Consider the following 19,538-nt stretch of genomic DNA (forward strand, 5'->3'; position numbering starts at 1 on the left):
GGTTGTGGTAAAGGTATTGCCACCTCTGTGTTAGCGAAAGCCTTAGTAGAACATCAAGCGGATGTGCAAATAACGGCGGTAGATAATGATCAACCGAGCTTAGATATTCTGACTCAGCAAGCACAGGCGCTTGGCTTAGAAAGCAACGTCCAAACCGTGTGCGCGAGCATGATGGATCTACCGTTTGAAGCTAAGTCGTTTGACCTAATTTGGTCAGAAGGTAGCGCTTACATCATGGGTGTTGAAAAGGCGCTAAAGCAGTGGCGAAATTTACTCAGTGATGACGGCATATTGGTGGTCAATGATTTGGTGTGGAATACAGAACAACCTAACGAATCGAGCAAAGCGTTCTGGCAAAAAGAGTACCCAGACATGACGACGGTATCCGAGCGAATTAAACAATCACAAGCTGCGGGTTATGAAGTTTTGGAGCACTTTGCAATGAGCGACGCTGGTTGGCTTGCGTATTACCAGCCCTTTCAAAAGAGAGTAGAAGCACTTAAAGCAACGATGCCGAACTCAAAAGCGCTGGTAGATTGCGACAATGAAGTTCATCAATTTTTCGATAGCAACACATCAAAGAACGGATTGGGTCAACAGCCCTCTAAAGGTTCTGAACAACGTAACTTTGATTATCAGTTCTTTGTGCTCAAGAAATTAAAGTAAGTGAGTAACACCATGAAATTTAGACAATATAATTCAAACGAAATCGAAACGGTCACTCAAGTTTTTACTCAGACCTTTACAGATTCAGAAGGCGAGAACGAAGGTAAAACCGTGGGTAAGCTTGCCAATGATCTTTTAACGACCACAGCCCCGACAGAGCTACTTTGCTTTGTTGCTGAAGACGATTCTAGTGAGTCGGATACGGATAGTACGATTGTTGGCGCGATTATCTTTACGCCACTTTCATTTGACGATGAAACCAAGGCATATTTGCTTTCACCAGTCGCGGTGAGCACTCTGGTTCAAAAGCGTGGTATTGGCCAGCAACTGATTAACTTCGGTTTGCAGGTTCTAAAAGATCAAGGTGTTGAGCTTGCAGTGACGTACGGTGATCCTAGTTATTATTCAAGAGTGGGCTTTGAGCAAATCACAGTTGAACAGGTACCAGCCCCATTCGAGTTGAGTTACCCCCACGGTTGGATAGCTCAATCGCTGATTGGCGGTGAGATTAAAGTGGCGAGTGAACAGTCGAGCTGCGTTAAAGGCTTGGCTCACGCAGAATATTGGTAGCCGCTTGCAAAAAAAATGAGAAAAAGAGAAAGCCCATCAGGTGTTGCCTGTTGGGCTTTCTTGTTATGAACAAAAGATATTCTTCTGGCTTCAATGCACAAGCTGAACGACTGTTCAAAATAATACTTGAACGATCGTTCTTGTTTGGTCTATATTGTTTTCACACCAGCGGAGAACATTCATTAATTACTCCGTGACTGAATAACTTTAGAACCGTAAATTGATAGGGATAGAGCCATGAGCAACTTCAAAATTCACTCAGTAGAATCCGCGCCAGAGCAAAGCCAACCTATTCTTGAAGGCGCTAAAAAGCAGATGGGTAGAGTGCCGGGCTTGTTTGGTGTGTTGGCTGAATCTCCAAACACACTTAAGGCTTACACCCAGCTTCATCAGGCGTTTAGTGACTCATCTTTCGATGCTGAAGAGCTAACGGTTGTTTGGCAAACCATCAACGTTGAACACGAGTGTCACTACTGCGTTCCAGCTCACACAGGTATCGCACATTCAATGAAGGTTGATTCTGCTATTACTGAAGCACTGCGTAATCGCACGGCTCTACCCACTGAAAAGCTGCAAGCTCTACATGATTTTACGCTGAGCATGGTACGTAACCGCGGCAATGTGCCTGAAAGTGAAATGGCAGCATTTTTCGAAGCGGGCTACGGTCAGCAACAAGTGTTAGAAGTGATTCTTGGCCTGTCTCAGAAAGTGATCAGTAACTACGTAAATCATGTTGCTAAAACGCCTGTAGACAAAGTATTTGAACAGTTCGCTTGGCAAAGGTAATCGCATTTAACTAACCATCGTTTTTAAGCAATTCAAGATATGAGAATTATGAAAGCCCCGCTCAGTTGAGTGGGGCTTTATTGTTTTGGATTGGGTTACGTTTTCTTATTGCTTACCTATCTTCACTAAATGCTACTTTAAGTCGCACCAAAGCGTCTGCTAATACTTCTGCAGGACACCCTAGGTTCAAACGAATAAACCCTGAACCTTCCTCGCCAAAGGCACACCCCATACTCGGTACAATTCCGGCTGCAATGAGTTTTTGCTCGAGCTCAGTATCACTTAGTTTCATTGCACGGCAATCAAGCCATGCAAGGTAAGTCGCTTCGGGTTTTGTGAAACGAATATGAGGCAACTCTGTTTTTAGGAATCCGTTCAGCGTTTCTATGTTGTCTTGCAGATATTGCTTTAAGTCCTCTAACCAAGTTTCACACTCTTGATAAGCAGTGGTTGCCGCTGACATTGATAGGTTGTTGAAGCAATCCATGCCATGAGCATCCAAACGGCGAACAAACTGCTCCTTCAATTCTGCATTGGGGATGATGAAGTTAGAGATTCTCAATGATGACAAGCCAAAAGTCTTACTGGCCGCAGTCGCCACAATAAGTTTGTTGGTTAGCGAACTTGGTAGTTTCAATGTTGAATGAAATGTATTCGGTGTGAGTGCTAGGTCACTCCAAATTTCATCACTGATTAGCCACACATCGTATTTTTGGCAAAGCTTGGCAACTTGCATTATTTCTTTCTCGCTCCATGCTCTGCCTGTTGGGTTGTGTGGGTTGCAGAAAATCAACACTTTGGCGCCACTCGCAAAGCAGTCTTCCAAGTGTGCGAAATCAAGCTGGTAATAACCTTCTGATTCAATCAATGGATTGTTCAACACCTTACGATCATTTAGTTCGATGATCTTACGGAATGAACCGTAGCCCGGGCTTTGAATTACGATTTGATCATTCACTTGCGTGAGCATTTGCAACGCCATAGCAATACCGGGCAAAACGCCATGCACCGTTGTAATCCAATCCCGTTTGATTTCTGTTTGATGTTGGTTTTTAAACCAATCGATCGCGGCTTGGTAGTAGTCATCTTGACGTTCTGAGTAACCAAAAATACCATGCGAAATATCTTGAGCTAACCGTTCTAATACTTGTTGAGGTGCTTGAAAATCATAATCAGACACCCACATAGGTAGCAAGTCGGTGCCTTCTAAGCCAAGCTTCTGATCCATAAAGTCCCACTTTACCGATCCTGTGTTTCGGCGGTTAATCGTATTGTCGAAAGAATTCATAGGATGTGAGCCTTACTTAGTGCTGTGAGCTAGAGAAGTTTCTACGGAGTCTTCTGATTGTTCAGGCTTTGCACGTGCAATACCAAACCCAGTGAAGCCATAAATCAGAGCGAAAACGACACCGGTGTAACATTGGATTGCCCAAGGTAGGTAATCTAGCGTTGCAACACCTAGTGTACTCGCCATGTAAATACCTGCAGCAGTCCAAGGAACCAGTGGTTCGATGATTGTGCCTGCATCTTCGATGGTTCTAGATAGGTTTTTAGTGTCTAGCCCCATTTTACGGTAAGCGTTTTGGAATAATTCACCTGGAATAAGAAGGGCTAGTTTGCCGTCAGATGTTGTGAAAACTACTGTAATTGTCGCGATCACTGTTGATGCGATAAGTTGTCCTGTTGAGTGAATCATATGCAAGAAACGACCTAGTACCACATTTAATGCACCGGTTAGGCTTAGAACACCTGCAAAAGAGAACGCACAGAAAACCAGTAGGATGGTGCTCATCATTGAGAACAAACCACCACGGTTTAGCAGCTTGGACACATCAGGAATTAGTCCATCAATCGCTGTACCTTTCGCTTCAAACAGAGCGACATTGAAGCCATCGACATAAGCTTGGAAGCCTTGTTGTAGAGAGAAACCTTGTAAAACCATACCCAATACAATCGCAAGAGCAGAGGCACCTAACATCAGTGGTAGAACGGGCTTTTTGGTGAGTGCGCCCCACAGAATCATGACTGGTGGGATGATCAAAAGGATATTGAAGTTGTATAGGCTATCCAGTCCCGCAAGAATTTGAGTGACCTTTTCTGGTTCACCTACGCTCGCGATATCTGCACTTTGGCCAGCGAAGAAAAAGACAGCAGAAGCAATCACAAAACCAGGCAGCGTTGTGTAAAGCATGTGCTGAATATGTTCGTACAATGTGGTGCCTGAAACGACAGGCGCAAAGTTTGTTGAATCAGAAAGAGGAGAGATCTTGTCACCAAAGTATGCACCAGAGACAACAGCGCCGGCAGCTGCAGCCTGTGACACATCTAAACCCGCCGCAACGCCCATCAGTGCAACACCAACGGTACCCGCAGATCCCCAAGATGTACCAGTACATACAGAGACAACAGAAGTAACAAAAAAGGCAGCAATGAGTATGTATTCAGCACTGATGACTTTAAGTCCCCAGTAGACCATGTAAGGGATGGTGCCACTGATCATCCAGCTTGCGATAAGACCGCCCACCGAAACTAATATCAAGATAACAGGCATCGCTTTTGCGAGTTTCTCAACAATGGCGTTGATGATGTCATCCCAGTTGTAGCCCATCTTCCAAGCAATACATGCAGTGAAAGTCGCAGAAATGAGTAGCAGAACTTCAATGCGAAGTCCTAAAACACCGTATCCAATAGCAAGCAGCGCAAACATAACGGCTATAGGTGCTAATGCTAATCCGAACGATGGTAGAGGCTTTGAGTTATTCATATTTGTTGTCCTCAGGTGAATGTAGGGTTTGTTCGGAATGGATAATAAGCGTGCTCTGAAATCGAAAGTGCGACTTCAATGCTGTTTTCATGTAAGCGGTTACATGAGGTGTGTACATGAGATTTCGGTCACATTTTGTCTCATTTTAGTGCTTGATTGACTTAACTGTCTGTCTTTCAACCAGTGTTGCTTCGAACTTATGTTGCTTGGGAGGTGCGTATCCTGCAGCTTTAAGTTTTATGGCAAGGTTAGCCGCATAAGTCGACATTTCGTCGATAGGGTTGTGCATGGTGGTTAACCGAGGGTAAAGGTAGCGAGCGAGCAAAACATCATCAAAGCCGATGACTGAAATATCGTTGGGAACCGAGATGCCTTGATCTTGCAAGCTAGTCATTAAGCCTGCAGCCATTACATCATTGAAGGTGACTGCGGCTGTGACCTCTGGGCATTGGTTTACCAAGATGTCACCTGCCGCTTCACCACCTGATTCACTAAAGTTTTGGTTGATGATCCAGTTAGGTTGTATTTCGATATTGGCCGCTTTCATAGCTTCTTGGTAGCCTTGTAAACGGTCTGTTCGGTCTTGGATTGGAAGGTCGCTCGAGACGTAGGCGATTTTTCGATGACCCATCTCGATGAGGTGCTGCACTGATATTTGAGATCCGAGTTTATTATCTACCCATACAGAGCGATTCGATATTTGAGCAATCGTGCGGTTGAGTAAAACCATTGCAGGTAATTGAGCGGAGTAGCGCAGTAATGTGGTGTCATCGAGCATCTTTGAATGAATGACCATTGCTTCACAACCTTGGCTGATAAGAAAGTCGAGGCCTTCTTTTTCTCGCTGAGCATTGTGTCCGCCACTTACCACGACCAATTGATAGCCATTGGTTCTAGCCACTTCCTCGACACTCTTCGCGACCAGCGCAAAAAATGGATCGGCAAGGTTGCCTGTCAGCAATCCAAGCGTATTGCTGCTTCTACTTGCCAAGGCTGTTGCGCGAGCATCTTTGTGGTAATTGAGCTCTTTTACTGCACGTTCTACGCGCTCTAGCGTGATAGGTTCAACGTAGCAGGTTCGGTTTAATACACGAGAAACCGTTGCTGTTGAAACCCCTGCAAGTGCTGCTACATCTTTTATTGTTGCCACGTTTAATTCTGCCAAGCATAGAAAGGCTGCGAGTGTAGCGAATCTCTAATGTTTAATATGTTAGTAAGGTCAAAGCTATTAACTCTGGACTGAGAATATTAGTCGAATACTGGAAATATCTAACGTACGTGTTTAGCGATTATCTTGGCTAGTGTCACAACCCCTTCTTTCCACTCTTTGGTCTCTTCAATGTTGGCGACAGTGAAGCGTAGACAGTGTTTATATTGGTCGTTGGTGCCAAATACTGTTCCGGGTAAGATCCCGAGCTTATGCTTCAAACAATCTTGATAGACCGCGTAGCTATCGACCGATTCAGGCAGTGTTATCCAGTTTAAAAAAGAGCCTTCCGGTTTTGATAGATGGTATTGCCCGACAAGGTGAGGATAGCTATCTAGTGCTTGTATTAACAGGCTTTGGAATTGCTTTTGGTTGGTTTGGTAGAGCCGTTTCATTTTGGATAAGTGACTGCGGTATTTTCCAGTAGTGAGGAATTGCCCCACAGCAGATTGCATTAGGTTTGAGCTGCCCATGTTGTCGCATAAAAGGTACTTTTCGACTAAAGGTTGGTAGCGACCCGATAGTAACCAACCGATTCGCAAACGTGAGTCTAAGGTTTTAGACAAAGAGTTGACGTAGATGACTCTATCTTGATCATCCAGCTCTTTGAGGCTCGCGATTGGTGTGTCGAATGCCAAACTACCGAACACATCGTCTTCGATAATTGGCAAAGATCCGGTGATCTCCAGTAATGCTTTTCGATTCGCCAATGGCATCCGTGAGCCGGTTGGATTGGTAAAGTTTGGCGTTAGCAGTAAGGTTTTCACATCCCATTTGTCCAGTGCACTTTGCAGCGAAGGAATGTCGATTCCGTGGCTGACGCTGCTTGGTATTTCAAGGGCTTGCAAGCCAAGTGATTCAAGTAAAAGTAGATTGCCGAAGTAACAGGGTGACTCGACCGCCACGATGTCGCCGGGCTTGGTGAGCGCACGTAGTGCCAAACTGATCGCCTGTTGAGCACCATGAGTAATCGCAATCTCTTTCGATCCCGCAGGCACACCAAGATCATGGGTGATCTTTAACAATTGCTTTACTAATTGCTCATCTCCAGGAGGCAGTTGGTAATAACCGGGCAGTTGAGTTTGCAAACGGCTATGGCGACCGATTTCGGCATACAAGCTTCGAATCGCAGGGTTGTTGATATTCGGGTGGGCCGAGCCTGCCAACAATTTCAGACGACCTTTTGGACGAGAGAGCACCGATTTAGTGACAGACAACAGATCGACTTTTTGAGGTTGGCTTGATGCATCCCAGCTGGTGGTGTTCGGTGCTTTCACGCGATAGCCAGATTTAGGTACAGAATAAACCCAGCCTGTCGCTTCCAGTTCTTGGTAGGCACGAATTACGGTATTTTTGCTCACACCAAGCTGTTCGCTTAATTGACGGATTGAGGGAAGGCGATCGTCTGGATGAAAAAGTCCTTTATCGATCTGAGCCTTAATATGTTGTTCGGTAGCAAGGTATTTATTGCCGCTGAGTTCTGCTTCCACGTTTTTCTCCCTCGTTGCTCACTCTCAATCTGTAACCATTTAAAGTGTTATATCTGTATCTTTATTAGTTATCTGTACCCAACTAAGGTAACAGCATTGATGAAGAGTTGACCAGAGGTTTGTAATGCTGATTAAAATGATTCCGTTTGTGTTTGTAATATTGTGGTCGTCAGGCTTTGTCGGCGCACGTCTTGGTGTGGAATACGCGGAACCCGCAACATTACTCTCACTGAGGATGGTGGCCAACGTGGCGCTGTTCTTGGTTTTGATTGCAATCCTCAAGCGTCGTATTCCTCGTGGTCGAGCATTCTTCCACGCTAGTGTGGTCGGCATCTTGATTCATGGTTTCTACCTTGGTGGCACCTATCTGGCGATTGATATGGGTATGCCCGCCGGGTTGAGTTCTCTACTTGTTGGCTTACAACCGATTCTGACTGCTTTGATTATGATCAGCTGTACTTCACAGCGTTTTAATTTCGCGCAGTGGCTGGGCTTAGCGCTTGGTTTTGCGGGTATCAGTTTGGTGTTGATGGGCAATATTGAATGGCAGTCAGACGACCAAAAAGGCTTGGCAACGTTATTGTGTTTGGTTTCTTTGGTTGGCATTACCTGCGGCACTCTGTATCAGAAGCGCTTTTGTCAGGGGACAGATATGGTCGGCGGTGCGATGGTGCAATACTTGGCTTCTGCGGCGTTGTTTCTGCCGTTCGCAATGCGCTACGAAACGATGCAAGTGAACTGGACTATAGAATTCACGCTGACTCTAATCTGGCTGGTGGTTGTTTTGTCTTGTGTTGCCATATTATTGCTGCTTTACATGGTAGAGCATGGCGCATCTTCAAGTGTGGCATCGGTGTTTTACTTAGTTCCACCAACGACAGCAATCCAAGCTTGGCTTATTTTCGGTGAATCATTCGATATCTATGGTGCAATGGGCTTTGCATTGTCTGCCGCCGCGGTTTATTTGGTGGTGAGGAAGCCAGAATGGATTAAGGTTCGCAGACGAACAGTGTTACAGCGGTAGTTTGTATACCAAAACTCACTCTACTTAAAGTCGATGATTAGAAACAAAAAAGAGCCTGAATATTCAGGCTCTTTCTGTATCAAATATTGGCTAGCGACTTTTGATTAGCGCTTCATCAAGCAAGCGTATGCCGTTGTAAACGGTGCTTCTTGGTATTGCTTAAGGCCAGTTTCTTTGAACTTCATCATTAGAGGGTTACGCTTAAGGCTCTCTTTGATGTCTGCAGGTGATACAACGGTTACGTCTAGGCCGTCGATCAGTTGAATCGCTGCTTCTAGTTTGAAACCAAAGCCACCGCCAGCAAATTTGCCTTTAGTTTGGCGTTGACGAATCACAACTTTGTCTACTTGGTAATCTTCCATTAACTTTGCAAAAGAGAATTGAAAGTCTTTCATATTCTGTGTGTCGTTTGCGTCGCTAATTGAAACTTTAGAAACTCGGCAATCAGGAATGTTAAATACACCATCTGATAGAGAAAGAAGACAGATGACTGCATCGTTACCTTTGATTTCAACACCACAAATTTTCATGTTCTTACCTACTTATTTTAGAGCCCTACATTATGGTGCTATTTCTATTACTTCTCCAGTATTTGAGCTTGTCTGTGGTAAATAAGTGCAAAAACTTCTTTGGCTCTACTTTTTAAAGTTGACCTTTGGTTGAATAATAGACAGTCGATTCAAGGGTAACGTTTGCTATGCGACTAGGTTCACAAACTTTTAGCTAGCTTTTATATTGATACTGTATATTATGCGCGCGTCCCTATTTACTGTGTGGTTATTAACCCCCTTATGAATATCAACAACCTATCTATTAAGAGTAAAATCGCGATTCCACTAATGGTAATCGTGATTGTTTTCTCGACTGTTACTGTGCTTAATGTCATTAGATCTAATGCTCAGGCTGCGATCAACCATGAGCTCAATAATGTGGTTCAGCCAGTGCTAGATAACCTAGAAGATGGCTACCGAGATATCTACCAAATTATCGCTTCGGCGCAAGGTCTGTTACTCGCTAAAGACCAAGCGGCGATCGAGTACCAAAAGTTTGAATTTAAAGACAATGCTTACAAAGCGGTTCCTCGTTTTCAAAGTGTCGAAACCTTGTATCAAGCGGGCGTGTTGGATCCATCTTCACGTGGCGAGTTAGCAAAGCTTGTTAACGCGATGAGCAAGTGGGTGGCACTGCACGAGCCAATGTTCGCTGATCCAGCAAACGCAGACCAATACAATATTGATTACTCACCAGCGCTTGACGCAGAGTTTGCGATCATTCGTACTCAACTGCGCGATATTCGAACTCTGATCGAACTGAAACAGAAAGAGCTTCGCCAGCAAGCTGATGACTCTATTGAATCGAGTAAGTTGATCATTGAAGTAGGTATGGCCGTTGCTGTTTTCGCTGCACTTTTCGCGATGTGGTTATCAAATCGCTTTATCGTTCAGCCAATCCAGAACGTAGAGAAAGCGATGAATGAGATCGCATCGGGCGACGGTAACTTGTCTCAACGTATGAAGGTCGAAGGTAATGACGAGATCGCTCGTTTAAGTTCTGCTTTCAACCAGTTTGTTGGCAAGATCCATGTCACCGTGGAGCAAGTTATTCTCACATCGAACGCAGTACGTGGCGAGATGGAAAACATCAAATCACTCACGCAAAGTGTTGCTGAATTCTCGTCTAATCAACAGCGAGAAAGTGAAGTGGTAGCTGCGGCAGTCCATGAAATGCAAGCAACCAGTGAAGTGGTGAGTGGCAATGCATTAGACGCGGCAACCGCGAGTAACGTTGCAAACCATGAAGTGGAATCGGCTGATACTACGCTTGGCTTAACTGTTACTTCGATTGAACGCCTTGCGCAAGATATCGAGAACGCAGGTGGTGTGGTTCAAGAACTGGACACTGACGTGAAGAACATCGCCTCAATTCTTGGTGTGATTAAAGGGATTGCAGAACAAACTAACCTATTGGCATTGAATGCGGCGATTGAAGCAGCACGAGCGGGTGAACAAGGCCGTGGCTTTGCGGTTGTGGCTGATGAAGTTCGAGCGCTTGCGAGCAAAACTCAAGACAGTACAGGCGAAATCCAATCAATGATTGAACGCTTAGAAGTGGGCGCGAAACACGCGGTTGGCGTGATGACTGAAAGCAAAGTGAGTGGCGAGAAAACCATAGTTCAGGCAGGAACGGCAGCATCTTCATTGAGTGAGATTCGTAACTCAATTGGCAAGATGAATGACATGAACACACAAATCGCTACAGCGGCTTCGCAACAGTCTCAAGTGTCTGAAGAAGTGAATAAGAATGTTCAACGCATCGCAGAAAGCACCATGCAAATGGTTGAGATGGCAAGCAGCGCAGAAAATGCATGTATGGCATTGGCCGAACAGTGTGAAGCGCTTGATAGCCTAGTGTCTCAGTTTGAAGTGTAATTTTCAAAATTAGACAGACGAATATGAGCTGATAATGGTTCCTCGTTTTGAACTCCATTAATCAGCGCTGAACGAAAAAAAGCCCGTACTCTATGAGTGCGGGCTTTCTTTTTGACTAGATGATCAGTTTTTAGACCAAATCAATCATTCAGTGTTAGCTGCTACGACCGTCTTTGTATGTGTAACGGTAGTCAACTTTTACGTTCGCTTGGTAATGGATGTCGCCGTTCATGTTAGTGATTTTTTTCACTTCCATATTCGCATCATCAATCTTGAACGAATCGTATTTGGTTGTCTGTTGGAACTGTGGCAGTTCTCTTGAAAGCTCAAAAGGTGTTTTTGCGCTTAACTCATCCATAAGGTTGGTGCCTGCATCGTATGCTTCCGCTTCAGTAACAAATGTATCAGATTTTAGCGTTGTTTCTTGAATCGTTGTTTTAGTTGCTGCAAACGCCGTGGTGCTGAGTACAAGAGTTGATGCAAGTATGATTAATTTCTTCATAGGATTACCTTACTTTGTTGGAATACCTGTGTTCCGGTACAGAACCAACATATCAATGAAGTGGTAAGATGAGTGTCAGGGAAAAAGCCGATTTTGTTAGTATTAGGTAAGGAATATGGAGAAATGTCAGGTGTTGGTTGGAATGATTTTGACCGATTGTAGGTGAAGAAGATTTATGCACAGCGCATATCAAGCAAGGTGACACTGATATCTATCTTCAATACACTGTATGGGTAACCAAAGTTCAGCATAAGGTAAAGGCATGGCCAATTGGGAAGGGGTAAGTGAGTTTGTTGCAGTGGCAGAGCGTGAAAGCTTTACTGGTGCGGCGCAGAAACTCGCTACGTCGGTGGCTCAAATCAGTCGTAGAGTAGCAAACCTCGAAGAACGACTCGCAGTGAAATTGCTCAATCGAACGACACGTAAGGTTTCTCTTACAGAAGCCGGGCAACTCTATTACCAACAATGTAAGTTACTGGTCGAGGGCTTAGAAATTGCTGAGCTTGCGGTCACGCAGATGCAATCCACACCAAAAGGCTTACTGAAAGTCACTGCACCTGTGACCTATGGTGAGCGCCAACTCGCCCCAATACTCCATCAATTCTTAAAGCTTCACCCGCAGGTAGAACTAGAGTTGATGTTGACCAATCAAAAGCTCGATCTCATCGATTCTGGTGTTGATGTGGCGATTCGTCTTGGCCGTTTGGAAGACTCAAGCCTTGTGGCAAAGAAGCTCTCTCAACGCCAACTTTATGTATGTGCTAGCCCTGAATACATTGAACGTTATGGTGAACCGCATACATTGTCCGAATTAAATAATCACCAATGTTTAGTCGGTGGATTTGAACACTGGCGTTTCAAAGAAAATGGTCGCCCTCGCTCAGTTCGTGTTAACGGACGCATTAAGTGCAACAGTGGTTTAGCCTTGTTAGACGCAGCTAAGCAGAGCATTGGCTTGGTGCAGTTACCTGAATATTACGTGAGTGAAGACCTTGATTCTGGTGAGTTGGTTGAGGTGCTGTCCGATTATCGAGATGACAAAGAAGGGATCTGGGCGCTTTATCCTCAGAGCCGCAACCTGTCTTCGAAAGTTCGTCTGCTGGTGGACTTCCTTTCTGAACAATTGGATTAGTGTATGACTGTCGGCTGCCTGGATCTTACTAACCAAAGTGAGCTGATACTCGGTGTATTTAATACTCTTGAGCAGCACTATGGCTATTTTGATTGGTGGCAAAGGGAAGACCCTTACGAGATAGTTTTAGGCGCTATTCTGGTTCAGAACACCAACTGGAAGAATGCAGAGAAAGCACTCATCAACTTAGGCGATAAGCTCGACCCAAGGTCAATCGCTGAAATGGATCTTGATGATCTTGCTCTAAAGATTCGTTCGAGTGGTTACTACAATCAAAAAGCCATTAAGTTGAAGGCCGTGACTGAGTGGTTTTCGAAATTCCAATACGATATGTCGGTGGTGCGAGAACAGGACAAAGATCAGCTGCGAAAAGAGCTACTGGAAGTCAAAGGGATCGGTGGCGAAACGGCTGACGCGATTCTGGTTTATGCGATAGGTAAACCGTCTTTTGTGATTGATGCGTACGCAAGAAGGATATTCATTCGCAATGGACTCGATGTACCCAAATCGTATGAAAAATTTCGAGCCTTGATGGAAAGCGTAATCCCACTGGAAACCAAAATGTACGGCTACTACCATGGTTTGTTAGTCGAACATGGTCAGCAGTTCTGTAACCCTAAACCCAAGTGTCAAGATTGCCCGCTTAACGACACCTGTCTAGAAGCTCAAACTAAAACTCGAACTAAAACTTAACTAGCTTAAGGTTCAATTTCTCCTATGGAATATAAAACCAACTCATCCGGGTTGGTGCCTTCACCAAGTGCTCGAATGTCTTCGCCTTCTTGCTTGAGCTGAAGAATACACTTCATCGCTTTGTTCTGCTCTACACCAATAATGGTTTTCATTTCCGAAGCCGATACGCCAAAGCGAGTGGCTATCAGTAAATCGCGAACCTTCTTTTTATCTGAATTAAACATGCAGCGTCCCTCTGCTCGAATCGATGATTTAGACCAATTCAATAAGTTTAACCAACTTCTGAAAATAGGTACTCAAAGCTGATGAAAAATAGCGAGTGAAAAGGGAGAGGGGCGGGGACTTTTCTGTTGGTTTTAAAATTGAATAACTCAAAAATTTCGGGCTTCAGAATAGAGATTCTGAAGCCCGACGTGTTTTAGGGTTAAGTCGCGTTTGATTACGGCTTACTAAACCTAAAATGTATTAGACGGTGAAACGATCTACTAAGTGGTACAGCTCATTTGCACGACTGTTGAGGTTTTGGCTACCTGTACGGTTTTGATTCGCGAGTTCGGCCGATTGTGAGCTTTGGTCGGAAATAACCACGATGCGTTGAGATATCTCTTGGCCGACAATATTTTGCTGTTCAGTGGCTGTCGCAATAAGCGAGTTCATGTCCATGATGGTATCAATCGACGCTTGGATCTTAGCCAGTGCTTCAGCTGCGGCATTCGCTTCTTCCACGGTTTGCGCACTTCGGGTTTGACTTGAATCCATCGCTTTCACGGCAGCATCTGAGGCAGCTTTAAGTTGCTCAATCATCTTATGAATGTCGCCAGTGCTCTCTTGAGTACGGCTTGCTAGCTTACGTACCTCATCGGCTACTACAGCAAACCCACGCCCTTGTTCGCCCGCCCGCGCAGCTTCAATCGCGGCATTCAACGCAAGTAGGTTAGTTTGCTCGGCAATGTCTTGGATGACCGCCAATGAAGAGGAGATGTTTTGTACATCGCCTTCTAAACGAGACACCACGGTGTTCGCTTCTGACACTTCACTCGCTAGGCCTGCAACTGAATCTGCAGCTGCGTTTACGATCTGTTGCGCTTCTTTGGCATTGCCCTCTGCAAGCTTTGCGGAATCCGCCGCTTGGCTAGCGTTGCTCGAGATCTCTTGCGCCGTTGTGGTCATCTCAGTCATCGCTGTTGCAACTTGTTCTGTCTCTTCACGTTGCCCTGTAGCAATCTCGTCGACCTGCGCTGCACGAGAAGACATGCTAGATGTCTCGGCTACGACTTGCTGACCGACATCACTTACGCTGCGAATGATGGTTTGCAGGCTTGCCACAAAGGCATTGAAGTTCTCGCTGAGCTTAGTGAACTCAGGCGCTTTGAAGGTTTCCATTCGAGCGGTTAAATCAGCTTCGCCACTCGCGAATGCGCTGATTGAACGATCAAACTGCTCGAGTGGTTGCATGATGGTGCGGTTGACGGCAACGGCAAACACAGCGACCACTAGGGCAATCAAACCACAGAAAATCGCGATGGCTGTTAATGAGCTTTGTAACGCGGCATTTGAGCTCTCTTTCATCTCTGCGATGACCGCATCGATGTCGTCAGTATAGAAACCTGTGCCTAGCATCAAGTCCCACTGGGGAACGAATATCGAGTAGCTCAGTTTCGGTAGAGCTTCGGACTGACCAAGTTTTGGAAAGTAGTAGGTGGTGAACTCACCAAGCTTTGAGTTCTTGATCAAGTCACGAATCAGGTAGTTGCCTTTTTTGTCTTGCAGGTCGTAGTAGTTTTTACCAATACCATCGTTATTTTGCCCAACAACGACTCGAACACCTTTCGAGTCGTAACCAAAAATATAGCCAGACTCGCCATATTCTAATGTTCTTAATGTTGGTAAGGCTTCTTCTAATGTTGCACCTTTATCCAAAAATGGGCTGATCGAAGAGTAGGCCATTTGTAGATACGCTTTGAGTTCCTTTTCTTTCATCGCCATCATATTGCTACGCGTCGATTCAACTTGCTGTGCGGTTAGCTCGGTGCTCTTCATATACGTCACGCTCATCATGCCAATTGCCATTAGTAGCAACGGAATGAAAGAGAGAATATAAAGGCGGTTTTTGATGGTTAGGGTCATGTCACGCTTCCTGTGTGATTATCTCATGCAATTTTCAACACATTATTAATGTGGTTTTAAAATGTAAATGGACTTGTTGTTGAATTGTTACCCAGAAATATTTTTGTTTTATAAACATGATGGCGGTTAGATTTTTGATGTTAGAAGCCTTGCAACTAGGGGCTTAATGACGAAAAGAGTGGTTTGTTACGATGCTTTTGAATTTGCCGCTGCTTTGGTAGAATGCGACGCTTTGTAGCACCCTGCTATGTCTATTCGTTAAGTGAGAAAGATTCATGAACAAAAGCCATGTGACTATTGGTTTAACTAATCCAAAGAGCCCGACAAACGTTGGTGCTGTTATGCGAGCGGCTGGTTGTTACCAAGTCGACGAAGTTAAATACACAGGGCAACGCTACGAAAAAGCCGCTAAATTTCATACCGATACCAAGAGTGCTGCGCGTACTATCCCGCTAACGGGTGTCGAGTCGTTTTTGGATAACCTTGATTCAGAAACGAAAATTGTTTGTGTAGAACTCGCTGAAGGTGCAACACCACTGCCGCGTTTTAAACACCCAGAAAATGCCATCTATATCTTTGGCCCTGAAGACGGTTCTATTTCTCAAGATGTCGCCGATAGGGCAGATCACGTAGTGTACGTACCAACAGTTGGTTGTATGAACTTGGCTGCGACAGTTAACGTGCTGCTTTATGATCGCCTTGCTAAGTCAGATGAAATGGATGAGAGCAACGAACTTATTAAGAAAAGCCGTGATAACCGTAATCATCTATTAATCAAAGAAAAGTAATTCTCTGCTTCTAGTGTTATCTATCCCGCACGCAATCGGATATTATCTTGAGTTCATTACTAGATAATTGAAGGGTTAGATAACACCATGGAAGACAAGCAATTACTTGCCGCGCTGCAGCAACACCCTGTCCTCGATCTCTATCAGTTATTCCAAGAAGTTGGTCAAAACCGCTCTCTGTATGCATTATTAGAGAGGTTATCTTTCCTTAAAGAACATCATCAATTGAGCACTCGTCTTAGCCCTTTAAAGCCTCATATCGAAGGATTGCTGGCTCAATTTGATAGCGCTACGCCAGATAGCGAGATCCTCAAAGCGGTCGCTCTTCAGTCTGAGATTCAGCAGCGAGGTCACAGCATGAGTCGTTACATCATGACATCGGACAATCATCGCCACTTTTCACCTCAAGCGGATTTGGTGATGTTTGGAGACTCGATCACCGAGTGGGCGCCGTGGGCTGATATTTTTCGTGATATTTCTATGGTTAACCGCGGCTTGGCTGGTGATACTACATCAGGCATGTTGCGACGTATTGACACCATATTAAACGTGAATCCCCAGTTAGTCTGTTTCATGGCGGGAATCAACGACTTGGCTCAAGGCTACGGCGTTGAACATGTACATGACAACTACGTAAAAATGGTCAACATATGGCGAGATAATGGTATCCAAGTATTGGTGCAGTCGACACTTTATGTTGGTACTAAGCTGCAAAGCTTAAACCCAAGTGTTGAGTCTTTAAATAGAAAGCTAAAAGATTACTGTGCGCAGCATGGCATCGAGTTTTTAGATGTGAATGCGGTATTAGCGCCCAATCAACACTTGTCGAATGAATACACGTGTGATGATTTACATTTGAATGGCAGGGCTTATCAGGCGTGGGCTGAGATTCTGATACCGATGCTAGATAAGTGCCTTCATGAATAGCAAGATAGTAGTGCGTACATATCGTTAATACTAAAAAGCTCCCTTAATTTGGGAGCTTTTTGCTAGATAGGATAACCAAGCTATTCTGGCTTACACACTTCAATGAGAATGTTTTCGTGTTGAAGGTTTTTGGCTAGAGTGTTTGGTAATGCTTTGTCGGTAAATAACGTTGTTGCTTCACGAATATGGCAAAGCGCTATTGAACCTTTAGGTACAAACTTGGTTGAGTCGAGTCCAACGTACATGTGTCTTGCTGACTTCATGACAGTTTGTACTAACTCGGTTTCGTTGAGATCATATTCAAGGAGAGTGCCGTCGGTATCAAGAGAGCCAGCACTCGTTAATAGGTAATCAAAACGGAACTTTGAGATAAAATCGATAGCTTCTGTGCCGACAATACCCCCATTTGATGCTTTTACTTTACCGCTAGGTATCAACACATCAAATGATGGATTTGAGTGTAGGATGTTTGCAACGCGTAAACTGTTAGTAATCACCTGTAAGTTGCTCTTTTTTAATAGGTGACTAGCGATAGTTTCAGCCGTTGTACCAATAGTGATGAAGATAGTCGAATTATCAGGGACTAACTCAGCAATACATTTCGCAATTGCATTTTTCTCGTCAGTTTCAGCGCTTCGGCGTAGCTCGTAATCCAAGTTCGTTTTACTTGCTGGCGAACTTGCGCCACCGTGATGACGAATCAACAGCTTATCATCACTGAGCTTTTTGATGTCTCGGCGAATGGTTTGGGTAGAGACATTTAGGCTTTCCGCTAAATCTTCAACGGAATAGTAGCCTTCATCAATAACTAACTTTAGTAATTTATCTTGTCTAGGATTAGTCATACTAAACCTTCTTATTATTCATTTATGTGTTTATTCACTGCTGAGCGAGTTGGTATACCTTCTCGGCCACCCAATTTAGTACATTTGATTGCAGCGACAATATTTGAGAATTTGACTGCAGCACGGGTATCCATCCCTTCAGCTACAGCCACAACCAAAGCTCCGTGGAATGTATCGCCCGCTCCGGTTGTGTCGACAACATCAATCACTGGGGCTGCTTCATGTTGCAGCTCGTTGTTTTCTAACCAATAACAGCCGTGTTTTCCTACAGTGACGTATACTTTGCCAGAAGTTTCTTGTTTTGCTAAGCGTAATCCTGCTTCAACCTCTGAATTTTGTACAAAAGTTGACAATCCTTCCTCTGAAAATGCGACATGATCGGCCAATTTGACCAATTCATCGATGGGATCCGGTGATAAATCAGCATCTAGAACTGACGGTATTCCATACTCTTTTGCCTTTTCTAATAGGTACTTAGCGCCTTCAGGCCAGCGTACGTCACACAGCACTGCATCAAATTGACTAAAATCAACATCCATCAACATGCGAATGTCACGGCTTAGCATAGGGTCTTGGTGGTTGATGATCATACGTTCACCTTCATCATCAACAAGAACACTAGAGAAAGATGAAGATGCATTGTTTATATGAACAATATGATTTGTTTTAACACCGTAATTGTTGAGCTCTTCGATCATGGTATTAGCTACGCTATCACTCCCTACACGACCGACAAACTCTACTTCATGCCCTAACTTAGAAACGGCGACAGCCGCTGTTGCCGCTGGGCCTCCGCCAATTTCAAAGTAGTCTTTTGATACATACTTCCCCCCTGTTGTTGGCAGTTTTTCAACAAGCTGAACACGGTCAAGAACGGTAATACCTAGGCAAGCAATTTTCATCTTTCTTCCTTTTAGCCAATACAGCTATCTAAATATAAGTACAGAGTAAATTATATTTCCTGTGTCACCTAATACTTCGATAATGCTCACAAACTTACATTAAACAACAAAAATAGACAAAGTGTGACATGGGCAACAGTTCAATTTGTTCATTTGTTTATAGTTAACCCACTCAAAGTGTGTTGGTATTTATAAAAGGAAAGGAATTATGAGTCGCGTTGGTTTTATTGGTCTTGGTCAAATGGGAAGCCCAATGGCTTCAAACATTCTAAAAGGTGACCATGAGGTAAAGGTTTTTGACTTAAATGCAGATGCAGTAAACGGACTGGTTGAGTTGGGAGCAACGGCTGCGGAATCAGCGCTAGACGCTGCAAAAGATGTCGACTTTATTATCACTATGCTACCGAATGGCGACTTAGTGCGTCATGTATTGTTTGGTGAGCAGGGGATTGCACAAGTAATTACGCCTGAAACGTTGTTGATTGATATGTCTACTATTCACCCATTCCAAACGGATAAGTTGGTTTCTGATATGGATCAACGAGGTTTACAGATGATGGAAGCTCCGGTAGGGCGCACTTCAGACCACGCGGTTAAAGGCGAGTTACTGATTCTTGCTGGTGGTAGCAAAGCCCAAATAGAGAGAGCACAGCCTCTTTTTGATTGCATGGGTTCCGAAACTGTAG

Annotated in this window: 20 protein-coding genes; 10 read left to right on the forward strand and 10 right to left on the reverse strand. The window is 44.4% G+C overall.

Annotation, left to right across the window (positions count from 1 at the left end):
• The 3 genes from IQQ51_RS26935 to IQQ51_RS10620 form a co-directional block, all read left to right on the forward strand.
• Positions 1-666, forward strand: a 666-nt coding sequence (locus IQQ51_RS26935; RefSeq protein ID WP_228012802.1) for a class I SAM-dependent methyltransferase, incomplete at its 5' end; no start/stop codon positions are given.
• Positions 667-1,236 carry a GNAT family N-acetyltransferase gene (locus IQQ51_RS10615; protein ID WP_193841027.1) on the forward strand — a complete coding sequence of 190 codons (570 nt, stop codon included), beginning with the start codon at positions 667-669 and terminating at the stop codon, positions 1,234-1,236.
• Between the two features lie 237 nt (positions 1,237-1,473).
• A complete protein-coding gene (locus IQQ51_RS10620; RefSeq protein ID WP_193841028.1) occupies positions 1,474-2,022 on the forward strand; it encodes a carboxymuconolactone decarboxylase family protein in 549 nt (182 codons plus the stop codon).
• 112 nt (positions 2,023-2,134) lie between these two features.
• Here the strand turns inward: IQQ51_RS10620 and IQQ51_RS10625 are convergent, their stop codons facing one another.
• The 4 genes from IQQ51_RS10625 to IQQ51_RS10640 all read right to left on the reverse strand — a co-directional run bounded on the left by IQQ51_RS10625 (position 2,135) and on the right by IQQ51_RS10640 (position 7,483).
• Complete coding sequence (locus IQQ51_RS10625) at positions 2,135-3,310, reverse strand: MalY/PatB family protein (RefSeq protein WP_193841029.1); 1,176 nt, start codon at positions 3,308-3,310, stop codon at positions 2,135-2,137.
• A 12-nt stretch (positions 3,311-3,322) separates the two neighbouring features.
• Positions 3,323-4,786 (reverse strand): Na+/H+ antiporter NhaC, encoded by a 1,464-nt coding sequence (gene nhaC / locus IQQ51_RS10630; protein ID WP_193841030.1) that lies wholly within the window; start codon positions 4,784-4,786, stop codon positions 3,323-3,325.
• A 145-nt stretch (positions 4,787-4,931) separates the two neighbouring features.
• Positions 4,932-5,936, reverse strand: coding sequence for a LacI family DNA-binding transcriptional regulator (locus tag IQQ51_RS10635; RefSeq protein ID WP_048611949.1), 1,005 nt, complete (start codon positions 5,934-5,936; stop codon positions 4,932-4,934).
• A gap of 119 nt (positions 5,937-6,055) precedes the next feature.
• Positions 6,056-7,483, reverse strand: a complete 1,428-nt coding sequence (locus IQQ51_RS10640; protein WP_193841031.1) for a PLP-dependent aminotransferase family protein — start codon at positions 7,481-7,483, stop codon at positions 6,056-6,058.
• A gap of 124 nt (positions 7,484-7,607) precedes the next feature.
• Here IQQ51_RS10640 and IQQ51_RS10645 point away from each other — a divergent pair, with 124 nt between their 5' ends.
• Entirely contained in the window at positions 7,608-8,507 is a 900-nt protein-coding gene (locus IQQ51_RS10645) for a DMT family transporter (RefSeq protein ID WP_193841032.1), read from the forward strand.
• Between the two features lie 104 nt (positions 8,508-8,611).
• Here IQQ51_RS10645 and IQQ51_RS10650 read toward each other — a convergent pair whose 3' ends face one another.
• On the reverse strand, positions 8,612-9,037 hold the full coding sequence (locus tag IQQ51_RS10650) for a DUF3010 family protein (protein ID WP_017069797.1): 426 nt from the start codon (positions 9,035-9,037) through the stop codon (positions 8,612-8,614).
• Positions 9,038-9,298: 261 nt separating this feature from the next.
• Here IQQ51_RS10650 and IQQ51_RS10655 point away from each other — a divergent pair, with 261 nt between their 5' ends.
• A complete protein-coding gene (locus tag IQQ51_RS10655) occupies positions 9,299-10,936 on the forward strand; it encodes a methyl-accepting chemotaxis protein (RefSeq protein ID WP_193841033.1) in 1,638 nt (545 codons plus the stop codon).
• A gap of 154 nt (positions 10,937-11,090) precedes the next feature.
• Here IQQ51_RS10655 and IQQ51_RS10660 read toward each other — a convergent pair whose 3' ends face one another.
• Positions 11,091-11,438: a DUF3316 domain-containing protein gene (locus IQQ51_RS10660; protein ID WP_048613063.1), complete on the reverse strand. Its 348-nt coding sequence runs from the start codon at positions 11,436-11,438 to the stop codon at positions 11,091-11,093.
• A 262-nt stretch (positions 11,439-11,700) separates the two neighbouring features.
• Here IQQ51_RS10660 and IQQ51_RS10665 point away from each other — a divergent pair, with 262 nt between their 5' ends.
• Entirely contained in the window at positions 11,701-12,570 is an 870-nt protein-coding gene (locus IQQ51_RS10665) for a LysR family transcriptional regulator (protein WP_193841034.1), read from the forward strand.
• Positions 12,571-12,573: 3 nt separating this feature from the next.
• Positions 12,574-13,263, forward strand: coding sequence for an endonuclease III domain-containing protein (locus tag IQQ51_RS10670; protein WP_193841035.1), 690 nt, complete (start codon positions 12,574-12,576; stop codon positions 13,261-13,263).
• Positions 13,264-13,268: 5 nt separating this feature from the next.
• Here the strand turns inward: IQQ51_RS10670 and IQQ51_RS10675 are convergent, their stop codons facing one another.
• Positions 13,269-13,487 carry a hypothetical protein gene (locus IQQ51_RS10675; RefSeq protein ID WP_193841036.1) on the reverse strand — a complete coding sequence of 73 codons (219 nt, stop codon included), beginning with the start codon at positions 13,485-13,487 and terminating at the stop codon, positions 13,269-13,271.
• A gap of 241 nt (positions 13,488-13,728) precedes the next feature.
• Complete coding sequence (locus IQQ51_RS10680) at positions 13,729-15,390, reverse strand: methyl-accepting chemotaxis protein (RefSeq protein WP_193841037.1); 1,662 nt, start codon at positions 15,388-15,390, stop codon at positions 13,729-13,731.
• 275 nt (positions 15,391-15,665) lie between these two features.
• On the opposite strand from IQQ51_RS10680, the gene IQQ51_RS10685 reads away from it, so the two are divergent.
• Positions 15,666-16,178 carry an RNA methyltransferase gene (locus IQQ51_RS10685; protein WP_017111519.1) on the forward strand — a complete coding sequence of 171 codons (513 nt, stop codon included), beginning with the start codon at positions 15,666-15,668 and terminating at the stop codon, positions 16,176-16,178.
• An 87-nt stretch (positions 16,179-16,265) separates the two neighbouring features.
• Positions 16,266-17,105, forward strand: a complete 840-nt coding sequence (locus IQQ51_RS10690; RefSeq protein ID WP_193841038.1) for an SGNH/GDSL hydrolase family protein — start codon at positions 16,266-16,268, stop codon at positions 17,103-17,105.
• Positions 17,106-17,185: 80 nt separating this feature from the next.
• On the opposite strand, the gene IQQ51_RS10695 is transcribed toward IQQ51_RS10690, so the two are convergent.
• Positions 17,186-17,950, reverse strand: a complete 765-nt coding sequence (locus tag IQQ51_RS10695; RefSeq protein ID WP_193841039.1) for a DeoR/GlpR family DNA-binding transcription regulator — start codon at positions 17,948-17,950, stop codon at positions 17,186-17,188.
• A gap of 14 nt (positions 17,951-17,964) precedes the next feature.
• Complete coding sequence (locus IQQ51_RS10700; protein ID WP_086714313.1) at positions 17,965-18,852, reverse strand: sugar kinase; 888 nt, start codon at positions 18,850-18,852, stop codon at positions 17,965-17,967.
• A 208-nt stretch (positions 18,853-19,060) separates the two neighbouring features.
• Between IQQ51_RS10700 and IQQ51_RS26940 the strand changes: the two genes are divergently transcribed.
• Positions 19,061-19,538 (forward strand): NAD(P)-binding domain-containing protein (locus IQQ51_RS26940; protein WP_228012804.1); only part of this gene is annotated, 478 nt, incomplete at its 3' end.

Source organism: Vibrio sp. OPT18 (assembly GCF_015163615.1).
Lineage (GTDB): Bacteria > Pseudomonadota > Gammaproteobacteria > Enterobacterales > Vibrionaceae > Vibrio > Vibrio coralliirubri.

Excerpts from the sequence above, each read along its gene's own strand:
- IQQ51_RS10675 (WP_193841036.1), bottom strand. The coding sequence starts at position 13,487 with ATGTTTAATTCAGATAAAAAGAAGGTTCGCGATTTACTGATAGCCACT.
- nhaC (WP_193841030.1), bottom strand. The coding sequence starts at position 4,786 with ATGAATAACTCAAAGCCTCTACCATCGTTCGGATTAGCATTAGCACCT.
- IQQ51_RS10650 (WP_017069797.1), bottom strand. The coding sequence starts at position 9,037 with ATGAAAATTTGTGGTGTTGAAATCAAAGGTAACGATGCAGTCATCTGT.
- IQQ51_RS10690 (WP_193841038.1), top strand. The coding sequence starts at position 16,266 with ATGGAAGACAAGCAATTACTTGCCGCGCTGCAGCAACACCCTGTCCTC.
- IQQ51_RS10670 (WP_193841035.1), top strand. The coding sequence starts at position 12,574 with ATGACTGTCGGCTGCCTGGATCTTACTAACCAAAGTGAGCTGATACTC.
- IQQ51_RS10660 (WP_048613063.1), bottom strand. The coding sequence starts at position 11,438 with ATGAAGAAATTAATCATACTTGCATCAACTCTTGTACTCAGCACCACG.
- IQQ51_RS10680 (WP_193841037.1), bottom strand. The coding sequence starts at position 15,390 with ATGACCCTAACCATCAAAAACCGCCTTTATATTCTCTCTTTCATTCCG.
- IQQ51_RS10700 (WP_086714313.1), bottom strand. The coding sequence starts at position 18,852 with ATGAAAATTGCTTGCCTAGGTATTACCGTTCTTGACCGTGTTCAGCTT.
- IQQ51_RS10645 (WP_193841032.1), top strand. The coding sequence starts at position 7,608 with ATGCTGATTAAAATGATTCCGTTTGTGTTTGTAATATTGTGGTCGTCA.
- IQQ51_RS10625 (WP_193841029.1), bottom strand. The coding sequence starts at position 3,310 with ATGAATTCTTTCGACAATACGATTAACCGCCGAAACACAGGATCGGTA.
- IQQ51_RS10620 (WP_193841028.1), top strand. The coding sequence starts at position 1,474 with ATGAGCAACTTCAAAATTCACTCAGTAGAATCCGCGCCAGAGCAAAGC.
- IQQ51_RS10655 (WP_193841033.1), top strand. The coding sequence starts at position 9,299 with ATGAATATCAACAACCTATCTATTAAGAGTAAAATCGCGATTCCACTA.
- IQQ51_RS10665 (WP_193841034.1), top strand. The coding sequence starts at position 11,701 with ATGGCCAATTGGGAAGGGGTAAGTGAGTTTGTTGCAGTGGCAGAGCGT.
- IQQ51_RS10695 (WP_193841039.1), bottom strand. The coding sequence starts at position 17,950 with ATGACTAATCCTAGACAAGATAAATTACTAAAGTTAGTTATTGATGAA.
- IQQ51_RS10685 (WP_017111519.1), top strand. The coding sequence starts at position 15,666 with ATGAACAAAAGCCATGTGACTATTGGTTTAACTAATCCAAAGAGCCCG.